This is a genomic window from Nonomuraea sp. ZG12, from assembly GCF_052068115.1.
Classification (GTDB): domain Bacteria; phylum Actinomycetota; class Actinomycetes; order Streptosporangiales; family Streptosporangiaceae; genus Nonomuraea.
In genome coordinates this window covers 745,638-762,348 of the sequence record NZ_JBQHCW010000002.1, presented here as the reverse complement: position 1 = coordinate 762,348, position 16,711 = coordinate 745,638, and the positions used below count along the sequence as shown (strand labels likewise).

The 16,711-nt window shown below is 71.0% G+C and carries 17 protein-coding genes; 7 read left to right on the top strand and 10 right to left on the bottom strand.

The window, feature by feature from the left end:
- Positions 1–83 precede the first annotated feature (83 nt).
- Positions 84–722 (top strand): HNH endonuclease family protein, encoded by a 639-nt coding sequence (locus ACTMTF_RS10585; protein ID WP_441110434.1) that lies wholly within the window; start codon positions 84–86, stop codon positions 720–722.
- Here the strand turns inward: ACTMTF_RS10585 and ACTMTF_RS10580 are convergent, their stop codons facing one another.
- From ACTMTF_RS10580 to ACTMTF_RS10570, 3 genes are read right to left on the bottom strand one after another with little or no spacing between them, the layout of a single operon-like run.
- Positions 723–1,043, bottom strand: a complete 321-nt coding sequence (locus ACTMTF_RS10580; RefSeq protein WP_441110433.1) for a PepSY domain-containing protein — start codon at positions 1,041–1,043, stop codon at positions 723–725.
- Between the two features lie 35 nt (positions 1,044–1,078).
- A complete protein-coding gene (locus ACTMTF_RS10575; protein ID WP_441110432.1) occupies positions 1,079–2,311 on the bottom strand; it encodes an ATP-binding protein in 1,233 nt (410 codons plus the stop codon).
- Positions 2,308–2,985 carry a response regulator transcription factor gene (locus ACTMTF_RS10570; RefSeq protein ID WP_441110431.1) on the bottom strand — a complete coding sequence of 226 codons (678 nt, stop codon included), beginning with the start codon at positions 2,983–2,985 and terminating at the stop codon, positions 2,308–2,310. The genes ACTMTF_RS10575 and ACTMTF_RS10570 overlap by 4 nt, the downstream gene beginning before the upstream one ends.
- A gap of 93 nt (positions 2,986–3,078) precedes the next feature.
- On the opposite strand from ACTMTF_RS10570, the gene ACTMTF_RS10565 reads away from it, so the two are divergent.
- On the top strand, positions 3,079–3,537 hold the full coding sequence (locus tag ACTMTF_RS10565; protein ID WP_441110430.1) for a hypothetical protein: 459 nt from the start codon (positions 3,079–3,081) through the stop codon (positions 3,535–3,537).
- A gap of 43 nt (positions 3,538–3,580) precedes the next feature.
- Here ACTMTF_RS10565 and ACTMTF_RS10560 read toward each other — a convergent pair whose 3' ends face one another.
- Genes ACTMTF_RS10560 through aceB form a run of 7 tightly spaced genes read right to left on the bottom strand, consistent with a single transcriptional unit; the run spans position 3,581 to position 10,824 of the window.
- Positions 3,581–3,793: a DUF2277 domain-containing protein gene (locus tag ACTMTF_RS10560; RefSeq protein WP_441110429.1), complete on the bottom strand. Its 213-nt coding sequence runs from the start codon at positions 3,791–3,793 to the stop codon at positions 3,581–3,583.
- A 4-nt stretch (positions 3,794–3,797) separates the two neighbouring features.
- Entirely contained in the window at positions 3,798–4,535 is a 738-nt protein-coding gene (locus tag ACTMTF_RS10555) for an IclR family transcriptional regulator (protein ID WP_441110428.1), read from the bottom strand.
- Between the two features lie 33 nt (positions 4,536–4,568).
- Complete coding sequence (locus ACTMTF_RS10550) at positions 4,569–5,321, bottom strand: IclR family transcriptional regulator (RefSeq protein WP_397009332.1); 753 nt, start codon at positions 5,319–5,321, stop codon at positions 4,569–4,571.
- On the bottom strand, positions 5,318–6,520 hold the full coding sequence (locus tag ACTMTF_RS10545; RefSeq protein ID WP_441110427.1) for a (Fe-S)-binding protein: 1,203 nt from the start codon (positions 6,518–6,520) through the stop codon (positions 5,318–5,320). Before ACTMTF_RS10545 ends, ACTMTF_RS10550 begins: the two co-directional genes overlap by 4 nt.
- Position 6,521: 1 nt before the next feature.
- Positions 6,522–7,760 (bottom strand): FAD-binding oxidoreductase, encoded by a 1,239-nt coding sequence (locus ACTMTF_RS10540; protein ID WP_441110426.1) that lies wholly within the window; start codon positions 7,758–7,760, stop codon positions 6,522–6,524.
- Positions 7,760–9,199 (bottom strand): FAD-linked oxidase C-terminal domain-containing protein, encoded by a 1,440-nt coding sequence (locus ACTMTF_RS10535; RefSeq protein WP_441110425.1) that lies wholly within the window; start codon positions 9,197–9,199, stop codon positions 7,760–7,762. Before ACTMTF_RS10535 ends, ACTMTF_RS10540 begins: the two co-directional genes overlap by 1 nt.
- A gap of 47 nt (positions 9,200–9,246) precedes the next feature.
- Entirely contained in the window at positions 9,247–10,824 is a 1,578-nt protein-coding gene (gene aceB, locus ACTMTF_RS10530; RefSeq protein ID WP_441110424.1) for a malate synthase A, read from the bottom strand.
- Between the two features lie 162 nt (positions 10,825–10,986).
- Between aceB and ACTMTF_RS10525 the strand changes: the two genes are divergently transcribed.
- The 5 genes from ACTMTF_RS10525 (at position 10,987) to ACTMTF_RS10505 (ending at position 16,646) form a co-directional block, all read left to right on the top strand.
- Positions 10,987–11,676: a DUF4097 family beta strand repeat-containing protein gene (locus ACTMTF_RS10525; RefSeq protein ID WP_397009342.1), complete on the top strand. Its 690-nt coding sequence runs from the start codon at positions 10,987–10,989 to the stop codon at positions 11,674–11,676.
- A gap of 83 nt (positions 11,677–11,759) precedes the next feature.
- Entirely contained in the window at positions 11,760–13,172 is a 1,413-nt protein-coding gene (gene hflX / locus ACTMTF_RS10520; RefSeq protein ID WP_441110637.1) for a GTPase HflX, read from the top strand.
- Between the two features lie 415 nt (positions 13,173–13,587).
- Positions 13,588–14,796 carry an imidazolonepropionase gene (hutI, locus tag ACTMTF_RS10515; protein WP_397009344.1) on the top strand — a complete coding sequence of 403 codons (1,209 nt, stop codon included), beginning with the start codon at positions 13,588–13,590 and terminating at the stop codon, positions 14,794–14,796.
- A gap of 13 nt (positions 14,797–14,809) precedes the next feature.
- Entirely contained in the window at positions 14,810–15,616 is an 807-nt protein-coding gene (locus tag ACTMTF_RS10510; protein ID WP_441110423.1) for a DegV family protein, read from the top strand.
- A 307-nt stretch (positions 15,617–15,923) separates the two neighbouring features.
- On the top strand, positions 15,924–16,646 hold the full coding sequence (locus tag ACTMTF_RS10505; RefSeq protein ID WP_441110422.1) for a helix-hairpin-helix domain-containing protein: 723 nt from the start codon (positions 15,924–15,926) through the stop codon (positions 16,644–16,646).
- Positions 16,647–16,711: the final 65 nt, after the last annotated feature.

The window sequence follows — 16,711 nt, the reverse complement described above, 5'->3', positions numbered from 1 at the left end:
AATTGATATACCTAGACTTTGCAATCACGAGTCTGGGGGCGTAAGTGCGCGTACGTGTAGTTTTGGCCGGTTTAGTGACAGTGGTGGCGCTCGGAGGCTGTGGCGATCTGGAGGCGACGCTGCTTCCCGATCAGGACGCGGAGTCCGGCAAGGCCACTTCCGCCGACATCAAGGAAGCGCGCGAGAAGCTCGACGGGATCCCGGTGAAGGGCCGGGCGCCGAAGACCGGCTACGACCGGGACGAGTTCGGTCCCGCCTGGTCGGATGTGGACCGCAACGGCTGCGACACCCGCAACGACATCCTCAAGCGGGACCTGACCGAGGAGACGTTCAAGCCCGGCACCCACGACTGCATCGTGCTCACCGGCGTGCTCGACGACCCCTTCAGCGGCAGGACGATCGAGTTCGAGCGTGGACAGGACACCAGCAGCAAGGTCCAGATCGATCACGTGATCCCGCTGTCGGACGCCTGGCAGAAAGGCGCCCAGCAGTTGACGAAGACCGAGCGCAAGGAGTTCGCCAACGATCCCCTGAACCTTCTGGCCGTCGACGGCCCGCTCAACGGCCAGAAGGGCGACTCCGACGCGGCCACCTGGCTCCCGCCGCGCAAGGCCTACCGGTGCGAGTACATCGCGCGGCAGATCGAGGTGAAGGCGAAGTACGACCTGTGGGTCACCTCGGCGGAGAAGGAGGCCATGGCGGGCATCCTGTCCTCCTGCTGATCAGTCGTCGTCGCTGTCGTCGCTGTCCACGCGCTCGCTCTCCTGCTTGAGGAGCTTGCCCGTGGCCGCGTCGACGTCCAGCTCGTACTCTGTGTCGCCCTTGATCAGCTCGACCTCCCACACGTCGGGCTGGGTGGCGCGCCCGTCGAAGCCGACCTCGCGCACCCACGAGCCGGGCACCTGCTTCTGGGCGATCTGGATGGCCTGCTCGGCGCCCACCTTGGGGGCGGGCCGGTCGACGGCGGCGAAGGCGGCGGACCCGCCGGCCACGAGGGCCATGACACCGGCACTGGCAACGATGATCTTCGTAGTGATGTGCATGCCCCTACGAAACCCCGATCAGCGGTAACCGCGCGCTAAGGCCGGGTTAACACCACTTCCACGATGGCGCCGCCCGACGACGACACCGTCAGCCGGCCTCCCGAGGACTCGGCGGTACGGCGCGCGATGTCCAGGCCGAGCCCGGTCGAGCCGCCCGCGCTGTTGCCCCTCTCCAGCAGGGCGGGGTCGAAGCCGGCCCCCGTGTCGCTGACCACCAGCACGGCCCCCGAAGGATGCGGCGCGAGCCGTACGGAGAACGACACCCCCTCCGGGGTGTGCGCGAAGACGTTGCCGAGCAGCGCGTCCACGCAGGCGCCGAGGGCCTCGGCGCCGACCGCCACGGTCAGCTCCTCCTCCGGCAGGGCGACCGTGACCGTGCGTCCCTGGTCGTCGGCGAGCACCGACCAGAACCGCACCCGCTCACCCACCACGGCCGTCGCGTCGCAGGCGCCGCGCTCGGCCGAGCGCTGCCTGGCGTCGGTGATGACGGCGCTGACGGCCCGCTCCAGCGCGTCCACCCGGGCGCCCACCCTCGCCGCCTCCTCGGGGTCCCGGAGCGACTCGACGTCCAGCCTCAGGCCCGTCAGCGGTGTACGGAGCCGGTGCGACAGGTCCGCCACCGACTCCCGCTCGGCCGCCAGCAGGTCGCCGATCCGCCCGGCCAGATGGTTGAGCGCCAGGGCCACCGAGCGCACCTCCGGCGGCCCGCCGGGCTCGGCGCGCGCCTCCAGGTCGCCGCCCGCCAGCCGGTGGGAGACCCGGGCCAGGCCGTCGACCGGCCTGGTGACCGCCAGCGCCAGCCGGTCGGCCAGCGCGATGCCCAGCACCACCAGTGCCAGCCCGAGCACCAGCAGCGCCGCCCACGCCGCGCGTACGCCGCGCCGCAACTCGTCGTCGCCGACGAACACCCTGATCACCACGGTGCCCTGCGGAGACTGGACGGACGCCAGCACCTCCCTGCCGTCGTCGACCTCGGCGGTGACGCTGCGGCCCGTCGCGGCCAGCCGTACCGCCTCGGAGCGCTCGGCCGGGGCGCCCACCGTCCGCCCGTCCGGCAGGAACACCGTCACGGGACGCGACACCCGCTCCACGGCGAGCGGCAGGTCGGAGGTGCCGACCGCGAAGGCGACCGACTCGGCGGCGGTGGTGGCGCGGTTCATCGCGCCGTTCTCCGCCACGGCGCGGATCAGCAGCGCCATCGGCACCAGCAGCGCGATCAGCACCAGCGAGGTGGTGGCCGCCACCAGCAGCGCCAGCCAGCGCCTCATGACGGCCCGACCAGCTTCACCCCGACGCCCCGCACGGTGTGCAGGTAGCGCGGCTCCGAGGCGGTCTCGCCCAGTTTCCTGCGCAGCCACGACAGGTGGACGTCCACCGTCTTGTCGGCCCCGCCGTACGGGAGCTGCCACACCTCGGTCAGCAGCTGACGCTTGGTGATGACCTCTCCCGGGCGTGCGGCGAGGTAGTGCAGCACGTCGAACTCGCGTGGCGTCAGCTCCAGCTCCGTCCCGTCGAGCTCGGCCGTCCGCGCGCGCGGGTCCACGCGCAGCCCGCCCACCTGGAGCGGCTCCGGCGCGCTCTCGCCCGCCCGCCGCAGCACGGCCCTGATCCTCGCGTCCAGCTGGGCGGCGCTGTAGGGCTTGACCACGTAGTCGTCGGCGCCCGCGTCGAGCACCGGCACCATCTCGGCGTCGCCGTCGCGGGCGGTCGCCACGATCACCGGCACCTTGCTCACCGCGCGCAGCATCCGCAGCAGCTCGCCGCCGTCGAGGTCCGGCAGCCCCAGGTCGAGCACGATCAGATCAGGGTGGTCCTGTACGGCCAGCCGCAGCCCGTCCAGCGCCGTGGGGGAGGAGGACACGGCGTGGCCCAGCTCCCGCAGCCCCCGGCTCAGCGCCGTGCGGATCGCCACGTCGTCCTCGATGAGCAGGATGTCAGCCATATGAGGAAACCGTAGACGGTCACGGGCGATGCTCCGCGCCTCGTTATCGTCGCCTTAACCTGGCCTTAGCCGTACGTGGGGGAAGGTGACAGGGTGAAGCGACTCGTCCTGGCCTGGGTGGCCGCCGCGCTCGCCGCGACCGGTGCGGCCGTGGCGGCGCTCGGCCTGGTCAGCGGCGCACTGACCGGCACGTCCGGCCCGGTGCTGACCCAGGACGAGGCCCGAGCCGCCCTCGCCACCCTGCCACGCCCGACCTCGGCGTCCACCACCCCCGCAACGCCCGCCACGACCCCGCCGCCGACGGCGACCCCGAAGCCGGGCACGGCCGAAGGGGAGTTCGTCCGCACGCCGGGCGGCACGGTGATCGCCTCCTGCGCCGGCGGCCTGGTGACGCTGCGCTCGTGGAGCCCGGCCCAGGGCTACTCCGTGGACGGCGTCGAGCCGGGGCCGGGCCGAGAGGCCGAGGTGGAGTTCGAGGCGGACGAGGGCGAGGACGTGGAGCTCAAGCTCGGCTGCTCCGGCGACCGTCCCGTCAGGCTCGGGCCGTCCTGATCTCCACGGCGACCGCACGCTGATTCGGGGCCGGAAGCGGGTGTCAGCGGGCTCCGCGCACCTGCAGGGCGGCCAGCAACTCCTCAGACGCTCTGGTGATGGCCTCCACGGCACGGTCGAACGCCTCGGCGTTGTGCGCGGCGGGCGCCCGGAAGCCGGAGATCTTCCGGACATACTGCAGGGCCGCGGCTCGCACGTCGTCTTCGGTCACGTCCTCGGTGAAGGGCGGGCGCAGGGTCTTGATGCTTCGGCACATACCCCTAACGGTAATAGCCGATGCGCTGGCTTATCTCCAGTGCGCCTTGGGCCATGATCTCGCCCACCTCGGGCAGCCGCTGCGGCGTGAGCCGGTAGGAAGGGCCGGAGGCGCTGACCGCCGCCACCACCGAGCCGTCGCTGCCCATGATCGGCGCGGCCACCGCGTTCAGGCCCAGCTCCAGCTCCTCCACGGTGAAGGCCCAGCCGCGCCGCCTGATCTCCTCCAGCCCCAGCAACCTGGCGTCGGTGATGGTCATGGGGGTGAACCGCTCCAGCTCGTCGTGCAGCAGCAGCGCGCCGTAGGCCAGCAGCACCTTGCCGCTGGAGGTGGCGTGCGCGGGGGTGCGCTGGCCCACCCAGTTGTGGCCGCTGATCGCCGACGGCCCTCGCGCCTGGCTGATGTTGACCGCGTAGCCGTCCTGGGGCACCGCGACGTTGACGGTCTCGCCCACCTGTTTGGCCAGCCGCCGGCAGACGCGCCTGCTCTCCTTGGCCAGATCGAGCTGGGCCGTGGCGGCGCCCGCCAGCCGCACCACGCCGAATCCGAGCCGGTAGCGCCCGCGGTCACCGCTCTGCTCGACGAGCCCGCCCTGCTCCAGTGCGGCCAGCAGCCGGAAGGCCGTGGACTTGTGCACGTCTAGTTCGTTGGCCAGATCCGTCACCCGCGTCGCGCCCTCTCGGGCGAGTATCTCCAGAATCGCGATGGCCCTGTCGACTGATTGCACTGAGCTGTTGCTCATAGCGCAACACCATATCTGGCGAAGCGCCGCTTCTCAGCCCCCGCCGATCATCGGCCTGAGTTCCGCGCCGAACGCGTGCGCGATCTTCCGCATGCTCTCGGCCAGCTCGTCACGGTCCAGCGCGTCGATCCGGTCGGCCGGGCCGGACACCGACATGGCCGCCACCACCCGGTCCCCGTCGCGGACCGGCACGGCCAGGCAGTGCACGCCGAGCTCCTCCTCGCCCAGGTCCATGGCGTAGCCGTGGGCCCGCACCCGGTCCAGCTCGGCCATCATGGCGGGGCCGTCGGTGATCGTGTTGGGCGTGCGCCGGGGCATGCCGGTCCGCTCGAACACCGGCAGCGCCTCGCCGGCCGCCCGCCCGGCCAGCAGCACCTTGCCGACGGCCGTGCTGTGCGGCAGCACCCGCCTGCCGACCTCGGCGAACATGCGCAGCCTGCGCGGCGAGGGCACCTGCGCCACGTAGACGACGAAGTCGCCTTCGAGCACCGCCAGGTTCGCCGTCTCACCCGACAGCTCCACCATCTTGGTCAGGTACGGCTGCGCCCACACGGCCACCATGCTCTCGGCCACGCCGCCGAGCCGTACCAGGCCACCGCCCAGCGCGTAGCGCCGGTCGGACTCCTGACGCACGTAGCCGCGCGCCAGCAGGGTCCGCAGCAGCCGGTGGATGGTCCCGTACGGCAGCCCGGTCCTGGCGGCGATCTCCGACAGTCCCGCCTCGCCGCCGTGCTCGGCCAGCGCTTCGAGCACGTCGAGCGCCCGCTCGACCGACTGGACGCTCACAGGCTCACCCCGCGCAGCGAGGCGTCCAGCACCTCGGCGGTGTGCGCGACCTTGATGTCGCCGCCCGCGCGCCGCATCGCCGCGACGATCTGCATCGTGCAGCCCGGATTGGCCGACACCAGCAGCTCGGCGCCGGTCGAGCCGACCGACTCGGCCTTCCTGTCGCCCAGGTCGCGAGCCGCCTCCGGCTGGAAGATGTTGTAGGTGCCGGCCGAGCCGCAGCAGATCGCCGAGTCGGGCACCTCGCGCAGCTCCAGCCCCGGGATGCCGCGCAGCAGCTCGCGCGGCTGCGCCCGGACGCCCTGCGCGTGGGCCAGATGGCAGGCGTCGTGGTAGGCGACGGTGCGCGGCAGCGGGTGCCGCTCGGCCACCGGCCCCAGCTCGGCCAGGAACTCCGACAGGTCCAGCACCCGGAAGCCGGGCTCCTCGCCGAGCAGGTCGCCGTACTCCTTCATCGACGACCCGCAGCCGGCCGCGTTCACCACGACCGTGTCGACGCCTGCCTTGCGGAAGGTCCTGACCGTCCGGCGGGCCAGCCGCCTGGCCTGGTCCGCCCGCCCCGCGTGTACGCTCAGCGCGCCGCAGCAGCCCTGGCCCGCGGGGATCACCACGTCGCAGCCCTCCAGCGCGAGCACCCGCGCCGTGGCCGCGTTGACCTGCGGGAAGAACTCGCCCTGCACGCACCCCGTGAGCATGCCCACCACGGCCCTGCGCGCGCCCCTGGCCCGCACCACCCGCGGCAGCCGCTGCCGTCGCGGCACCGGCGGCGCCAGCCCGGCCATCGCGCCCAGGCTCGGATGGACCCGCTCCAGGAACGGCGCCATCCGCTCGGCGAGCCGCATCCCCGGCCGCAGCAGCCGCAGCCTGCGCGGATAGGGGAACAGGCCGAACACCAGGCCGCGCACCGCCCGCTCACGCGGGTCGCGCTCGTGCTCCCGCTCCACCACCTCCCTGGTCTGCTCGATCAGCCGGTCGTAGCGGACCCCGGACGGGCAGGCGGTCACGCACGCCATGCAGCCGAGGCAGGCGTCGAAGTGGCCCGCCATCTCCGGCGTCACCGGCGTGCCGCCGACATGCTGCCCCATCAGGTGGATGCGGCCGCGCGGGGAGTCCATCTCCTCGCCCCACAGCACGTACGTCGGGCACGTGGGCAGGCAGAACCCACAGTGCACGCAGTCGTTGATCAGCTCCGGGTCCATGTCAGATCCCTCCCACGAACCGGCCGGGGGACATCCTGCGCCCGGGATCGAAGCGTTCCTTCACCCGCCGCATCAGCGGCAGCGACCCGACGGCCCCCCACCGTTCCACACCTTCGTACGGCGTGGCCAGCACGGTCAGCCGGGCGCCGATGCCGTCCAGCCGGGCGCGCAGCGCGGCCACCGCCTCGGCGGTCTTCTCCTCGCCGGGGTCGTCCCACAGCTCCAGCCAGACCCGGCCCGCGACGGCGGAGCCGCGCAGCGAGAACCCGCTGTAGTGCACCGCGTCCAGCACCCGGGTCAGCTCGGCCGGCTCGAAGCGCACCTCGGCCAGGATGTCGTCGTGCTGGATCAGCCCCCACTGCGGCGGCGGCTCGTCCCTGACGTCCTTGACCACGTCCTTGACCACGCTGCCCATCCGGGCACGCAGCACCCGCGCCCGTTCCTCCGCGGCGGCCCCCTCGACCAGCACGGTCATCCAGATCGGCCCCTGCCCGTGCGGCCAGTCGAGCTCCACCGCGCTGGGCTCCTCCTGCGCGGCGGCGAGCATCGCGGCCAGCTCCCCGGCCTGGCACGGCTCCGCCGCGGCCACCTCCGGCGGCTCCACCACGGCCACGATCCAGCGGCGGTCCACGGGCAGCGGATGCAGCCGGAACGTGGCCTCGGCGATCACCCCGAGGGTGCCGAAGGAGCCGGTGAAGAGCTTGCCCAGGTCGTAGCCCGCGACGTTCTTGACCACCTTGCCGCCGGACTTGGCGATCGTCCCGTCGGGCAGCACGACGGTGATGCCGATGAGCAGGTCGCGGGCGGTGCCGTACCGGAAGGCGCGCGGGCCTGCCACGGCGGCGGCGAGCGTGCCGCCGACCGTGCCGCCCTCGGCGAACGGCGGGTCCAGCGCCAGCTCCTGCCCCCGCTCCGCGAGCGCCGCCGACAGCGCGTCCATCGTGACCCCGGCCTGCGCCCGCACCACCAGGTCGCCCGCCGCGTGCTCGACGATCTCGTTCATGCAGCACATGTCGAGCAGCACGTCGCACCGCTCGGGCGCGGGCCCCCAGTGCAGCTTGGTGCCGCCGCCCGCGGGCACGACCGCCAGATCGTGCTCGGCGCAGGCCCGCAGCACGGCCGACACCTCCTCGGCCGTCTCGGGCAGGGCCACCCACCGGGGGGTCACGCCGCACACGGCGTCGTCGGGACCGGCTTCCCTGAGCGTCACGCCGGTCCTCGCCAGCTCCCGCGGCGGCATCAGAACTGCTCCGCCCGTCCGGACTCCACCAGCGGATGCACGCCCTTGCGCACGCCCGGCACCTCGCCGCAGAGCCGCGGGGTGGGGAACACCTTGCCCGGGTTGGACAGGCCGCGCGGATCGAAGGCGCACCGGACCAGCTGCATGGTGTCGAGATCCGCCTCGGAGAACATCTTCGGCATGTACTTCGCCTTGTCCACACCCACCCCGTGCTCTCCGGTGATCGAGCCGCCGTGCTCGATGCACAGATCCAGGATCGCGCCCGAGACCGCCTCGGCCCGCTCGCCGGCCCCCGGCTCGGCGTCGTCGAACAGCACCAGCGGATGCAGGTTTCCGTCACCGGCGTGGAAGACGTTGGCCACCCTGATCCCGTACGCGGCCGAGAGCCGGTCGATCTCGGCCAGCACCCGGGGCAGCGAGGTGCGCGGCACCACGCCGTCCTGCACGATGTAGGCGGGGCTGATCCGCCCGACGGCCGCGAACGCCGACTTGCGGCCCTTCCAGATCGCCGCCCGTTCCGCCGGATCGGCCGCCACCCGCAGCTCGAACGCGTCGGAGCAGATCTCCTCCAGCCGGGCGAACTGCCGCTCGACCTCGACCGCGGGCCCGTCCAGCTCCACGATCAGCACCGCGCCGGCGCCGGCCGGGTAGGCGCAGGCCACCGCCGCCTCGGCCGCCTCGATGGACAGGGCGTCCATCATCTCGATCGCGGCGGGCACGATGCCCGCGCCGATGATCGCCGACACGGCCTTGCCGCCCTGCTCGATGCTCTCGAAGGCGGCCAGCACCGTGGTGACCGCCTGCGGCGCGCGGCTCAGCCGTACAGTGATCTTGGTCGCGATGCCCAGCGTGCCCTCGGAGCCGACGAACGCGCCCAAAAGGTCGTAGCCGGGGTCCATCCGGTCGAGCGTCACCAGGTCGCCGTCGGGTGTGACGATCTCGCAGGCTTCGACGTGGTTGACGGTGAAGCCGTACTTCAGGCAGTGGGCGCCGCCGGAGTTCTCCGCCACGTTGCCGCCGATGGAGCAGATCTGCTGGCTGGAGGGGTCGGGCGCGTAGTAGTAGCCCTCGTGGCGCACCGCCTCGGTGATCGCCAGGTTGGTGACGCCCGGCTCCACCACCGCCCGGCGGTTGGGCAGGTCCACCTCCAGGACGCGGCGCATCCTGGAGGTGACGATCAGCACGCCGTCCTCGCGCGGCAGCGCCCCGCCGGACAGGCCGGTGCCGGACCCGCGGGCCACGAACGGCACCGCGAAGTCATTGCAGAGCACGACCACCCGCGCGACCTGCTCCGCGGTCTCCGGCAGCACGACCACGCCGGGCGTGGCCCGATGGTAGGTGAGTCCGTCACATTCATAGGTACGCAACCGCACCGGGTCTGTGATCACCGACTCGGCGGGCAGCGCGCCACGCAGTGCCTCGATCAGCGTGTCCAGCATGACGCCTCCCGCATGCTCGCCCTATATACGTAAATATATGGCGACACTTACGGCATGCGGGCGTAGGCCGGAAGCGTCAGGAACTCGGCGAAGTCGTCGTCCAGCGCCACCTCCTTGAACAGCGCCGTCGCCTGGCCGTACAGCTCCTCGTCGTAACCCGGCTCGGCCGCGATCCCCGCCAGCTCCTCCGCGATGATCCGCTCGACCAGCTCCTTGGTCACCGGCGCGCCGGTGTCGGCGAGCGTGATGCCGTTGTGGATCCACTGCCAGATCTGCGACCGGGAGATCTCCGCCGTGGCCGCGTCCTCCATCAGGTTGTGGATCGCCACCGCGCCGAGCCCGCCCATCCAGGCGGCCAGGTAGCGCAGCGCCACGTCCACGTTGTTGCGCAGCCCGGTCTCGGTGATGTCGCCCGGCGTCTCGGAGACGGCCAGCAGGTCGGCGGCCGAGACGCTGACGTCCTCACGCAGCCGGTCGAGCTGGTTCGGCCTGGAGCCGAGCACGCCGTCGAACACCTCCCGGCACACCGGAACCAGGTCCGGGTGGGCCACCCAGGACCCGTCGAAGCCGTCACCGGACTCGCGCGTCTTGTCCCCGCGCACCTTCTCCAGCGCCGTCGCGTTCACCTCGGGGTCGCGGCGCGACGGGATGAACGCCGCCATCCCGCCGATCGCGTGCGCGCCGCGCTTGTGACACGTACGCACCAGCAGCTCGGTGTAGGCGCGCATGAACGGCGCGGTCATCGTCACCGCGTTACGCTCCGGCAGCAGGAACTCGCGGCCACGGGTACGGAACTTCTTGATCACGCTGAACAGATAGTCCCAGCGGCCCGCGTTCAGCCCCGCCGAGTGGTCGCGCAGTTCGTAGAGGATCTCCTCCATCTCGAACGCCGCCGGGTAGGTCTCGATGAGCACGGTCGCCCTGATCGTGCCCTGCGGGATCCCCAGCAGCTCCTGCGCCCGGACGAACACCTCGTTCCACAGCCGCGCCTCCAGGTGCGACTCCAGCTTCGGCAGATAGAAGTAAGGTCCCCGGCCCTTGGCGATCTGCCGCTGGGCGCAGTGGAAGAAGTAGAGGGCGAAGTCGAACAGCGAGGCCGCCACCGGCCGCCCGTCCACCAGGGCGTGCTTCTCGTCCAGGTGCCAGCCGCGCGGCCGGACCACGATGGTGGCCAGCTCGGCGTCCGGCTTGAGCGCGTACGTCTTGCCGCCGCTCTCGAAGTCGATCGTCCGGTCGAGGGCGGCACGCAGGTTGAGGTGGCCGCTGACGCAGTTGGCCCACAGGGGGGAGTTGGCGTCCTCGAAGTCGGCCAGCCACACCTTGGCGCCGGAGTTGAGCGCGTTGATGGTCATCTTGCGGTCCACCGGGCCGGTGATCTCCACCCGGCGGTCCTCCAGGCCGGGAGCCGGCGGCGCGACGCGCCACTCGCCCTCCCTGACGGCCTTGGTCTCCGGCAGGAAGTCCAGCGTGCCGCCCGCCGACAGCTCCGCCTGCCTCGCCTGGCGCGCGTCGAGCAGCTCAAGGCGCCTGGCGCCGAACTCCCGCTGCAGAGCCGCCACGAAGTCCAGCGCCTCCGGCGTCAGGATCTCGTCGAACCGGTCGAGCATCTGGCCGGTGATCTCCATGGGCTCCTCGTCTCTTTTCCACTGGGTGGAAACCGAGTTTTGTATTATGGAAGTGAAGCTATGCCATGGGGGTTCGACGGGTCAAAGGCGGGGGTAACCCCGGGTGGTGTTCGGGGGCATCCCCGATGTGTGGAGGGCATAACACGGGCGATCATTCAAGGCATGAAGACGATCGCGATCGCGGGTGGACTCCTCGCATCCGCCGCACTCCTGTCGGGTTGCGGCCTCGCCGGCCTCGGCGGCCCGACCAACCAGGACACCGTCAGCTACGAGGTGACCGACAAGGTGGCCAAGCTCCACGTCAAGAGCGGGGCCGGCGACACCGTGATCACCGAGACGGACGGCAGCGCCATCCGCGTGGTCGAGACGCTCCAGTGGCGTGACAACAAGCCCAACGCCGAGCACTCGGTCGACGGCGACACGCTGTTCGTCAGGTACGACTGCGAGCAGGACTGGGGCAGCTGCAGCGTCAACTACAAGATCGAGATCCCCAAGGGGCTGGCGGTGGACGCCGACGCCGGATCGGGCGACATCACGCTCAGGTCCCTGACCGGCCCGCTCAACCTCACCGTGGGTTCCGGCGACGTGGACGCCTCCGGCCTGGCGGGCAAGAAGGTCTTCGCCGAGGCGGGATCGGGCAACATCGAGCTCAAGTACACCGCCGCGCCCGACAGCGCGGAGCTCGAGGCCGGCTCCGGTGACGTGACCCTGCACGTGCCCGACGGCGCCTACGACGTCAAGACCCAGGTGGGCTCCGGCGACACGAACGTGGCGGTCGACAAGGACCCGAACTCGCCGCGCAAGGTGTCGCTCACCACCGGCTCCGGGAATGTCAGCGTGATCGCGGGATAACCAGGTGATTACATCTGGGATGTCGTGTCACCATCGGGGAAGACACTGAGGTGTCCAGACGTTGCCTATTAGAGATGACACGAATGCACGAATACTCCGCGCTCGACGAGTTCGAGAACGGCGACATGGACCTCGAGGAGCGCCAGGCGCTGCGCCGCGTGGCGGGCCTCTCCACCGAACTCCAGGATGTCTCCGAGGTCGAATACCGCCAGCTGCGGCTCGAGCGGGTCGTCCTGGTAGGCGTCTGGACCTCCGGGACCATCACCGACGCCGAAAACTCACTCCAGGAGCTGCGGCTCCTGGCCGAGACCGCAGGCTCCCTGGTGCTCGAAGGCCTCATCCAGCGTCGCCAGTTCCCGGACCCCGCCACCTACATCGGCTCCGGCAAGGCGCTGGAGCTGCGTGACGTGGTCGAGACGACCGGCGCCGACACGGTGATCTGCGACGGCGAGCTGAGCCCCGGCCAGCTCCGCCAGCTCGAGGAGACGGTCAAGGTGAAGGTCATCGACCGCACCGCCCTGATCCTCGACATCTTCGCCCAGCACGCCAAGAGCCGCGAGGGCAAGGCCCAGGTCGAGCTGGCCCAGCTGCAGTACCTCATGCCGCGCCTGCGTGGCTGGGGTGGCAACCTGTCGCGCCAGGTCGGCGGTCGCGCCGCGGGCGGCGTCGGCATCGGCGGCCGTGGCCCCGGTGAGACCAAGATCGAGCTGGACCGTCGGCGCATCCGCGAGCGGATGGCCAAGCTGCGCCGCCAGATCAAGGGCATGTCCACCTCACGCGACACCATGCGGCACCGGCGCCAGCGGCGCGAGGTGCCCGCCGTGGCCATCGCCGGCTACACCAACGCGGGCAAGTCCTCACTGCTCAACCGGATCACCGGTGCGGGCGTGCTGGTCGAGGACGCGCTGTTCGCCACCCTCGACCCGACCGTGCGCCGCGCGCGCACGCCCGAAGGCAGGGTGTTCACGATCGCCGACACCGTCGGCTTCGTGCGCCACCTGCCGACGCAGCTGGTGGAGGCGTTCCGGTCCACGCTGGAGGAGGTCGCCGACGCCGACCTGATCCTGCACGTGGTCGACGGCTCGCACCCCGACCCCGAAGGCCAGCTCACCGCCGTGCGCGAGGTCTTCGCCACCATCGAGGGCGTGGGTGACGTGCCCGAGATCGTGGTGATCAACAAGGCCGACGCCGCCGACCAGGAGGTGCTCGACCGCATCGCCAGGCGCGAGCGCGACAGCATCATGGTCTCCGCGCGCACGGGCGCCGGGATCGGTGAGCTGTTGGAGCTCATCGAGCGCCGGATGCCCCAGCTGGATCACGAGGTCTCGCTGCTGATCCCGTACGACAGAGGCGACCTGATCTCGCGTGCCCACAAGGAGGGCGAAGTGATCTCCGTCGACCACGTCGGCGACGGCACGATCCTGCACGCCCGCGTGCTGCCCAGCCTCCATCAGGAGCTGGAGCGGGTGGGCAAGCCGGTCGAACGCGTCTCTTAGCGGTACTCCTGGGCAGCTCTCGCTCGAAAGGGCGCAGGGCTGCCCAAATGCCGCAGTGGTCCCGCAACGCTGGGATTGCTAGGATTAGCGCAGCCTTACCGATCTAAGGCACAGGTTTCGGATGATGACTCCTGCGATCCAGGACACACGCGGGAGTCTGTGGACGAAGGTGTGGCAGGGTGACGGTTGGGATCAGTGAGCTTTCTTCCGAATAACCCTGTACAGCGAGCGCACCTGTGAAATAACGTAACTGAACTGAAATCGCCGGATCATGAGTCCAGCGATACGGTCACCGCAAGCTTTTCGCGGATGAGAGCAGGAGACCCCCCATGTCGTCCGGACCCGGAGCGGACTCAGTGGGCGCGGCGCAAGCAGCCGTGCGCTGCGTGCTGCTCAAGCGTGGGGCGGTGATGCGGTGACCGTTCGGCTTCTGACCAACATCGGCCGCCTCTGGACCGGAAACGAAGTCCTCAGCAACGCGGCCATTCTCGTGCACAACGACCGCATCGCGTGGGTCGGGCGAGCGCCCGACCTGCCGCAGAGCGTGCCCGGCGTCGTCGACGACATCGTCGACGTCGACCATGTCGAAAACCTCGGCGGCGCGCTCGTCACGCCCGGCCTCATCGACGCCCACACCCACCCCGTCTACGCCGGCAACCGCTACGCCGAGCTGGCCATCCGCACCGGCGGCTCCACTTCCGCGTCGATCGCCGCCGCAGGCGGCGGCGTGGGCTCCACCGTCACCGTGACGCGCGGCACCGACCCCTGGACGCTCTGCAACGGCGTCCGCGAGCGCCTGCGCGACTGGCTGCTCGACGGCACCACGACCGTCGAGGCCAAGACCGGCTACCACCTCACCCGCGACGGCGAGCTCGCCGACGTGCGGCTCCTGCGCGAGCTGGAGAAGGAGCCGATGATGCCAAGGGTGCACGTCACCTTCCTCGCGGCGCACGTGGTTCCTCCCGAATACTTCGGCCGTCAGCGCGAGTACGTCGAGGCCGTGGGCGCCTGGTGCGCCGACGCGGCGGCGGCCGGCGCCGACAGCGTGGACGTCTACTGCGACGAGGGCCACTTCACCACCGAGGAGTCCCGCTGGGTCCTCGCCTCCGGCCGTAACGTCGGCCTGCTGCCGCGCATCCACGCGGGCCTGTTCAGCCGGCGCGGCGCCGTTCAGCTCGCCGCCGAGCTGGGCTGCGCCTCCGCCGACGGGCTGCACAACATGTCCGAAGAGGACATCGCGATCATGTCCCGCTACGGCGTGCCCGCCGTGGTCTGCCCGGCCACCGCGCTCCAGCGCGGCAAGCTCCCGCCCGTCCGCCAGATGATGAAGCACGGCGTGCAGATCGCGCTCGGCAGCGACCACAACCCCGGCCACTGCGGCATCACCTCGATGTCACTGGTCATCGCGATGGCCGTGTCGGCGTTCGGGATGAGCGTCAACGACGCGCTGCGCGCCGCCACACTCGGTGGCGCCAACGTGCTCGGCGCTCCCGACCGGGGCGTCCTGGCGCCGGGCCGCCTGGCGGACATCGTCCAGTGGGACGCCGACCACGAAGGCGCCTTCGCCTGGTCCTTCGGCCTCAAGCCGCGCCGCGTCTGGCGGGGTGGGACACCGGTTCAGTAGCCGACCTCGGTCCATGTCGCCAGCCGTCGCCGTAGTCACCGATTCCACCGCCTATCTGGCCGACCTGCCTGGCGTCACCGCCGTCCCCGTACAAGTGATTTGCCAGGATAAGTCCTGTGATGAGTGGGATTTTTCCGGAGATTTCGCGTTAGCGACCACTTCGCGCCCTTCCCCCGCGCGCTTCGCGCGCTGCTACGACGAGCTCGCCGCAGCCGGTGCGACGGGCGTCGTCTCCATCCACCTGTCGGGCGAGCTCTCCGGTACGGTCCACTCCGCCCTGGCGGCGGCCGTGGACGCTCCCGTGCCGGTCGAGGTGATCGACAGCCGCTCCATCGCCATGGGCCTCGGCTTCCCGGTCCTGGCGGCGGCCCGCGCCGCGGCGGCCGGCGACCCCCTGGAGTCGGTGGCGGAGGCCGCCAGGCGGTGCGTCGCCCAGACCCGCTCGTTCTTCTACGTCGACACCCTGGAGCACATCCGCAGGGGCGGCCGCATCGGGGCCACGGCGTCGCTGGTGGGCTCGGCGCTCATGATCAAGCCACTGCTGCACCTCGTCGACGGACGCATCTCGCTGCTGGAGAAGGTCCGCACCTCCAGCCGTGCCCTTGCCCGGCTGGAGGATCTGGCGGTACAGGCCGCGGGGGAGGGGGCCGTGGAGATCGCGGTCCAGCACCTGGCGGCCCCGGACCGCGCCGCTTCCTTGGCGGAGCGGCTGGCCAAGCGGCTGCCTGGGCTGGTGCGGTCGCGGGTGGTGGAGGTTGGGGCCGTGGTGGGGGTACACGTGGGGCCGGGCATGCTCGGTCTTACGGTCACGTCGGCTTGACCGCCATGCCGGCTGGACGGCCACTTCGACTGGCCGGTCACGGTCGCCTGGGTTTGACGGTCACCTGGCCGGTCACGGTCGCCTGGGTTTGACGCTCACCTGGCCGGTCACGGTCACTTGGGTTTGACGGTCATCTCGGCTGGCCGGTCACTTGGGCTGGCCGGTCACTTGGGCTGGCCGGTCACTTCGGCTTGCTGGTTGTTTAGCTTCGAGGTTGTCCACAGCGCTGTGGCCGACCGTTCTCCGTTGTCCACAGAACGCTGTTCGGTGGGATGCGTAGGGTCGGCGGTCACGTAGGTTCTCCGCCGTGCGCACTCCAGATCCCACCGCTGAGCGGACCATAGCCGAGTCCCGGCTGCGATCCATCACCACTCCTGAGCGCGCTCCCCTCCTCGCCCACGTGCCGGCAACCTTCCAGGAGTTCCGCGCGGCCGTGACCGCCCCGGGCCTGGACCCGGGCCGACCGGGCCTGCGAGTCCTGCTGGCACTGGCCGCCGCCGCCGTGATCGTCGCCGGCTTCTTCCTCTGGCGCTCACAGCCCACCTTGGAGCCACTGGCCGCCCCCACCCCCATCTCAAGCCCTCCCCCCGCCGCCTCGCCCCGGCCATCCTCGACGGCCCAGGTGACGGTTCACGTAGCGGGCAAGGTCCGCAAACCAGGCGTCTACTCCCTCCCCATGGGCGCCCGGGTGACCGACGCGGTCACGGCCGCCGGAGGCGTGCGCAAAGGAGCCCCCCTCGGCCCTGTCAACCTGGCCAGACGCCTGACGGACGGCGAGCAGATCTTGGTGGGCGCCACCGCCCCAGCCGCCGTAGCCGGCGCCGCCCCGCCGGAAACAGCCATCCTGGACCTGAACTCAGCCACCCCGGACCAACTGGAGCAACTGCCAGGCGTAGGCGAAGTCCTGGCCTCCCGCATCGTGGACTACCGCACCACCCACGGCGCCTTCACGACGATCGACCAACTCCGCGACGTAAGCGGCATAGGAGCAAAGAAGTACGAGGAGATCAAACCAAAGGTCCGCGTCTGACATGCCCCCGAAAAACGGAAGCCGCTCTCCGCATGCCGATCCTCCGGACGGTGGCCCGGACGACG

Excerpts from the sequence above, each read along its gene's own strand:
- hflX (WP_441110637.1), top strand. The coding sequence starts at position 11,760 with ATGCACGAATACTCCGCGCTCGACGAGTTCGAGAACGGCGACATGGAC.
- ACTMTF_RS10535 (WP_441110425.1), bottom strand. The coding sequence starts at position 9,199 with ATGCTGGACACGCTGATCGAGGCACTGCGTGGCGCGCTGCCCGCCGAG.
- ACTMTF_RS10525 (WP_397009342.1), top strand. The coding sequence starts at position 10,987 with ATGAAGACGATCGCGATCGCGGGTGGACTCCTCGCATCCGCCGCACTC.
- ACTMTF_RS10575 (WP_441110432.1), bottom strand. The coding sequence starts at position 2,311 with ATGAGGCGCTGGCTGGCGCTGCTGGTGGCGGCCACCACCTCGCTGGTG.
- ACTMTF_RS10540 (WP_441110426.1), bottom strand. The coding sequence starts at position 7,760 with ATGCCGCCGCGGGAGCTGGCGAGGACCGGCGTGACGCTCAGGGAAGCC.
- ACTMTF_RS10560 (WP_441110429.1), bottom strand. The coding sequence starts at position 3,793 with ATGTGCCGAAGCATCAAGACCCTGCGCCCGCCCTTCACCGAGGACGTG.
- ACTMTF_RS10580 (WP_441110433.1), bottom strand. The coding sequence starts at position 1,043 with ATGCACATCACTACGAAGATCATCGTTGCCAGTGCCGGTGTCATGGCC.
- ACTMTF_RS10510 (WP_441110423.1), top strand. The coding sequence starts at position 14,810 with ATGTCGCCAGCCGTCGCCGTAGTCACCGATTCCACCGCCTATCTGGCC.
- aceB (WP_441110424.1), bottom strand. The coding sequence starts at position 10,824 with ATGGAGATCACCGGCCAGATGCTCGACCGGTTCGACGAGATCCTGACG.
- ACTMTF_RS10570 (WP_441110431.1), bottom strand. The coding sequence starts at position 2,985 with ATGGCTGACATCCTGCTCATCGAGGACGACGTGGCGATCCGCACGGCG.
- ACTMTF_RS10555 (WP_441110428.1), bottom strand. The coding sequence starts at position 4,535 with ATGAGCAACAGCTCAGTGCAATCAGTCGACAGGGCCATCGCGATTCTG.
- ACTMTF_RS10545 (WP_441110427.1), bottom strand. The coding sequence starts at position 6,520 with ATGGACCCGGAGCTGATCAACGACTGCGTGCACTGTGGGTTCTGCCTG.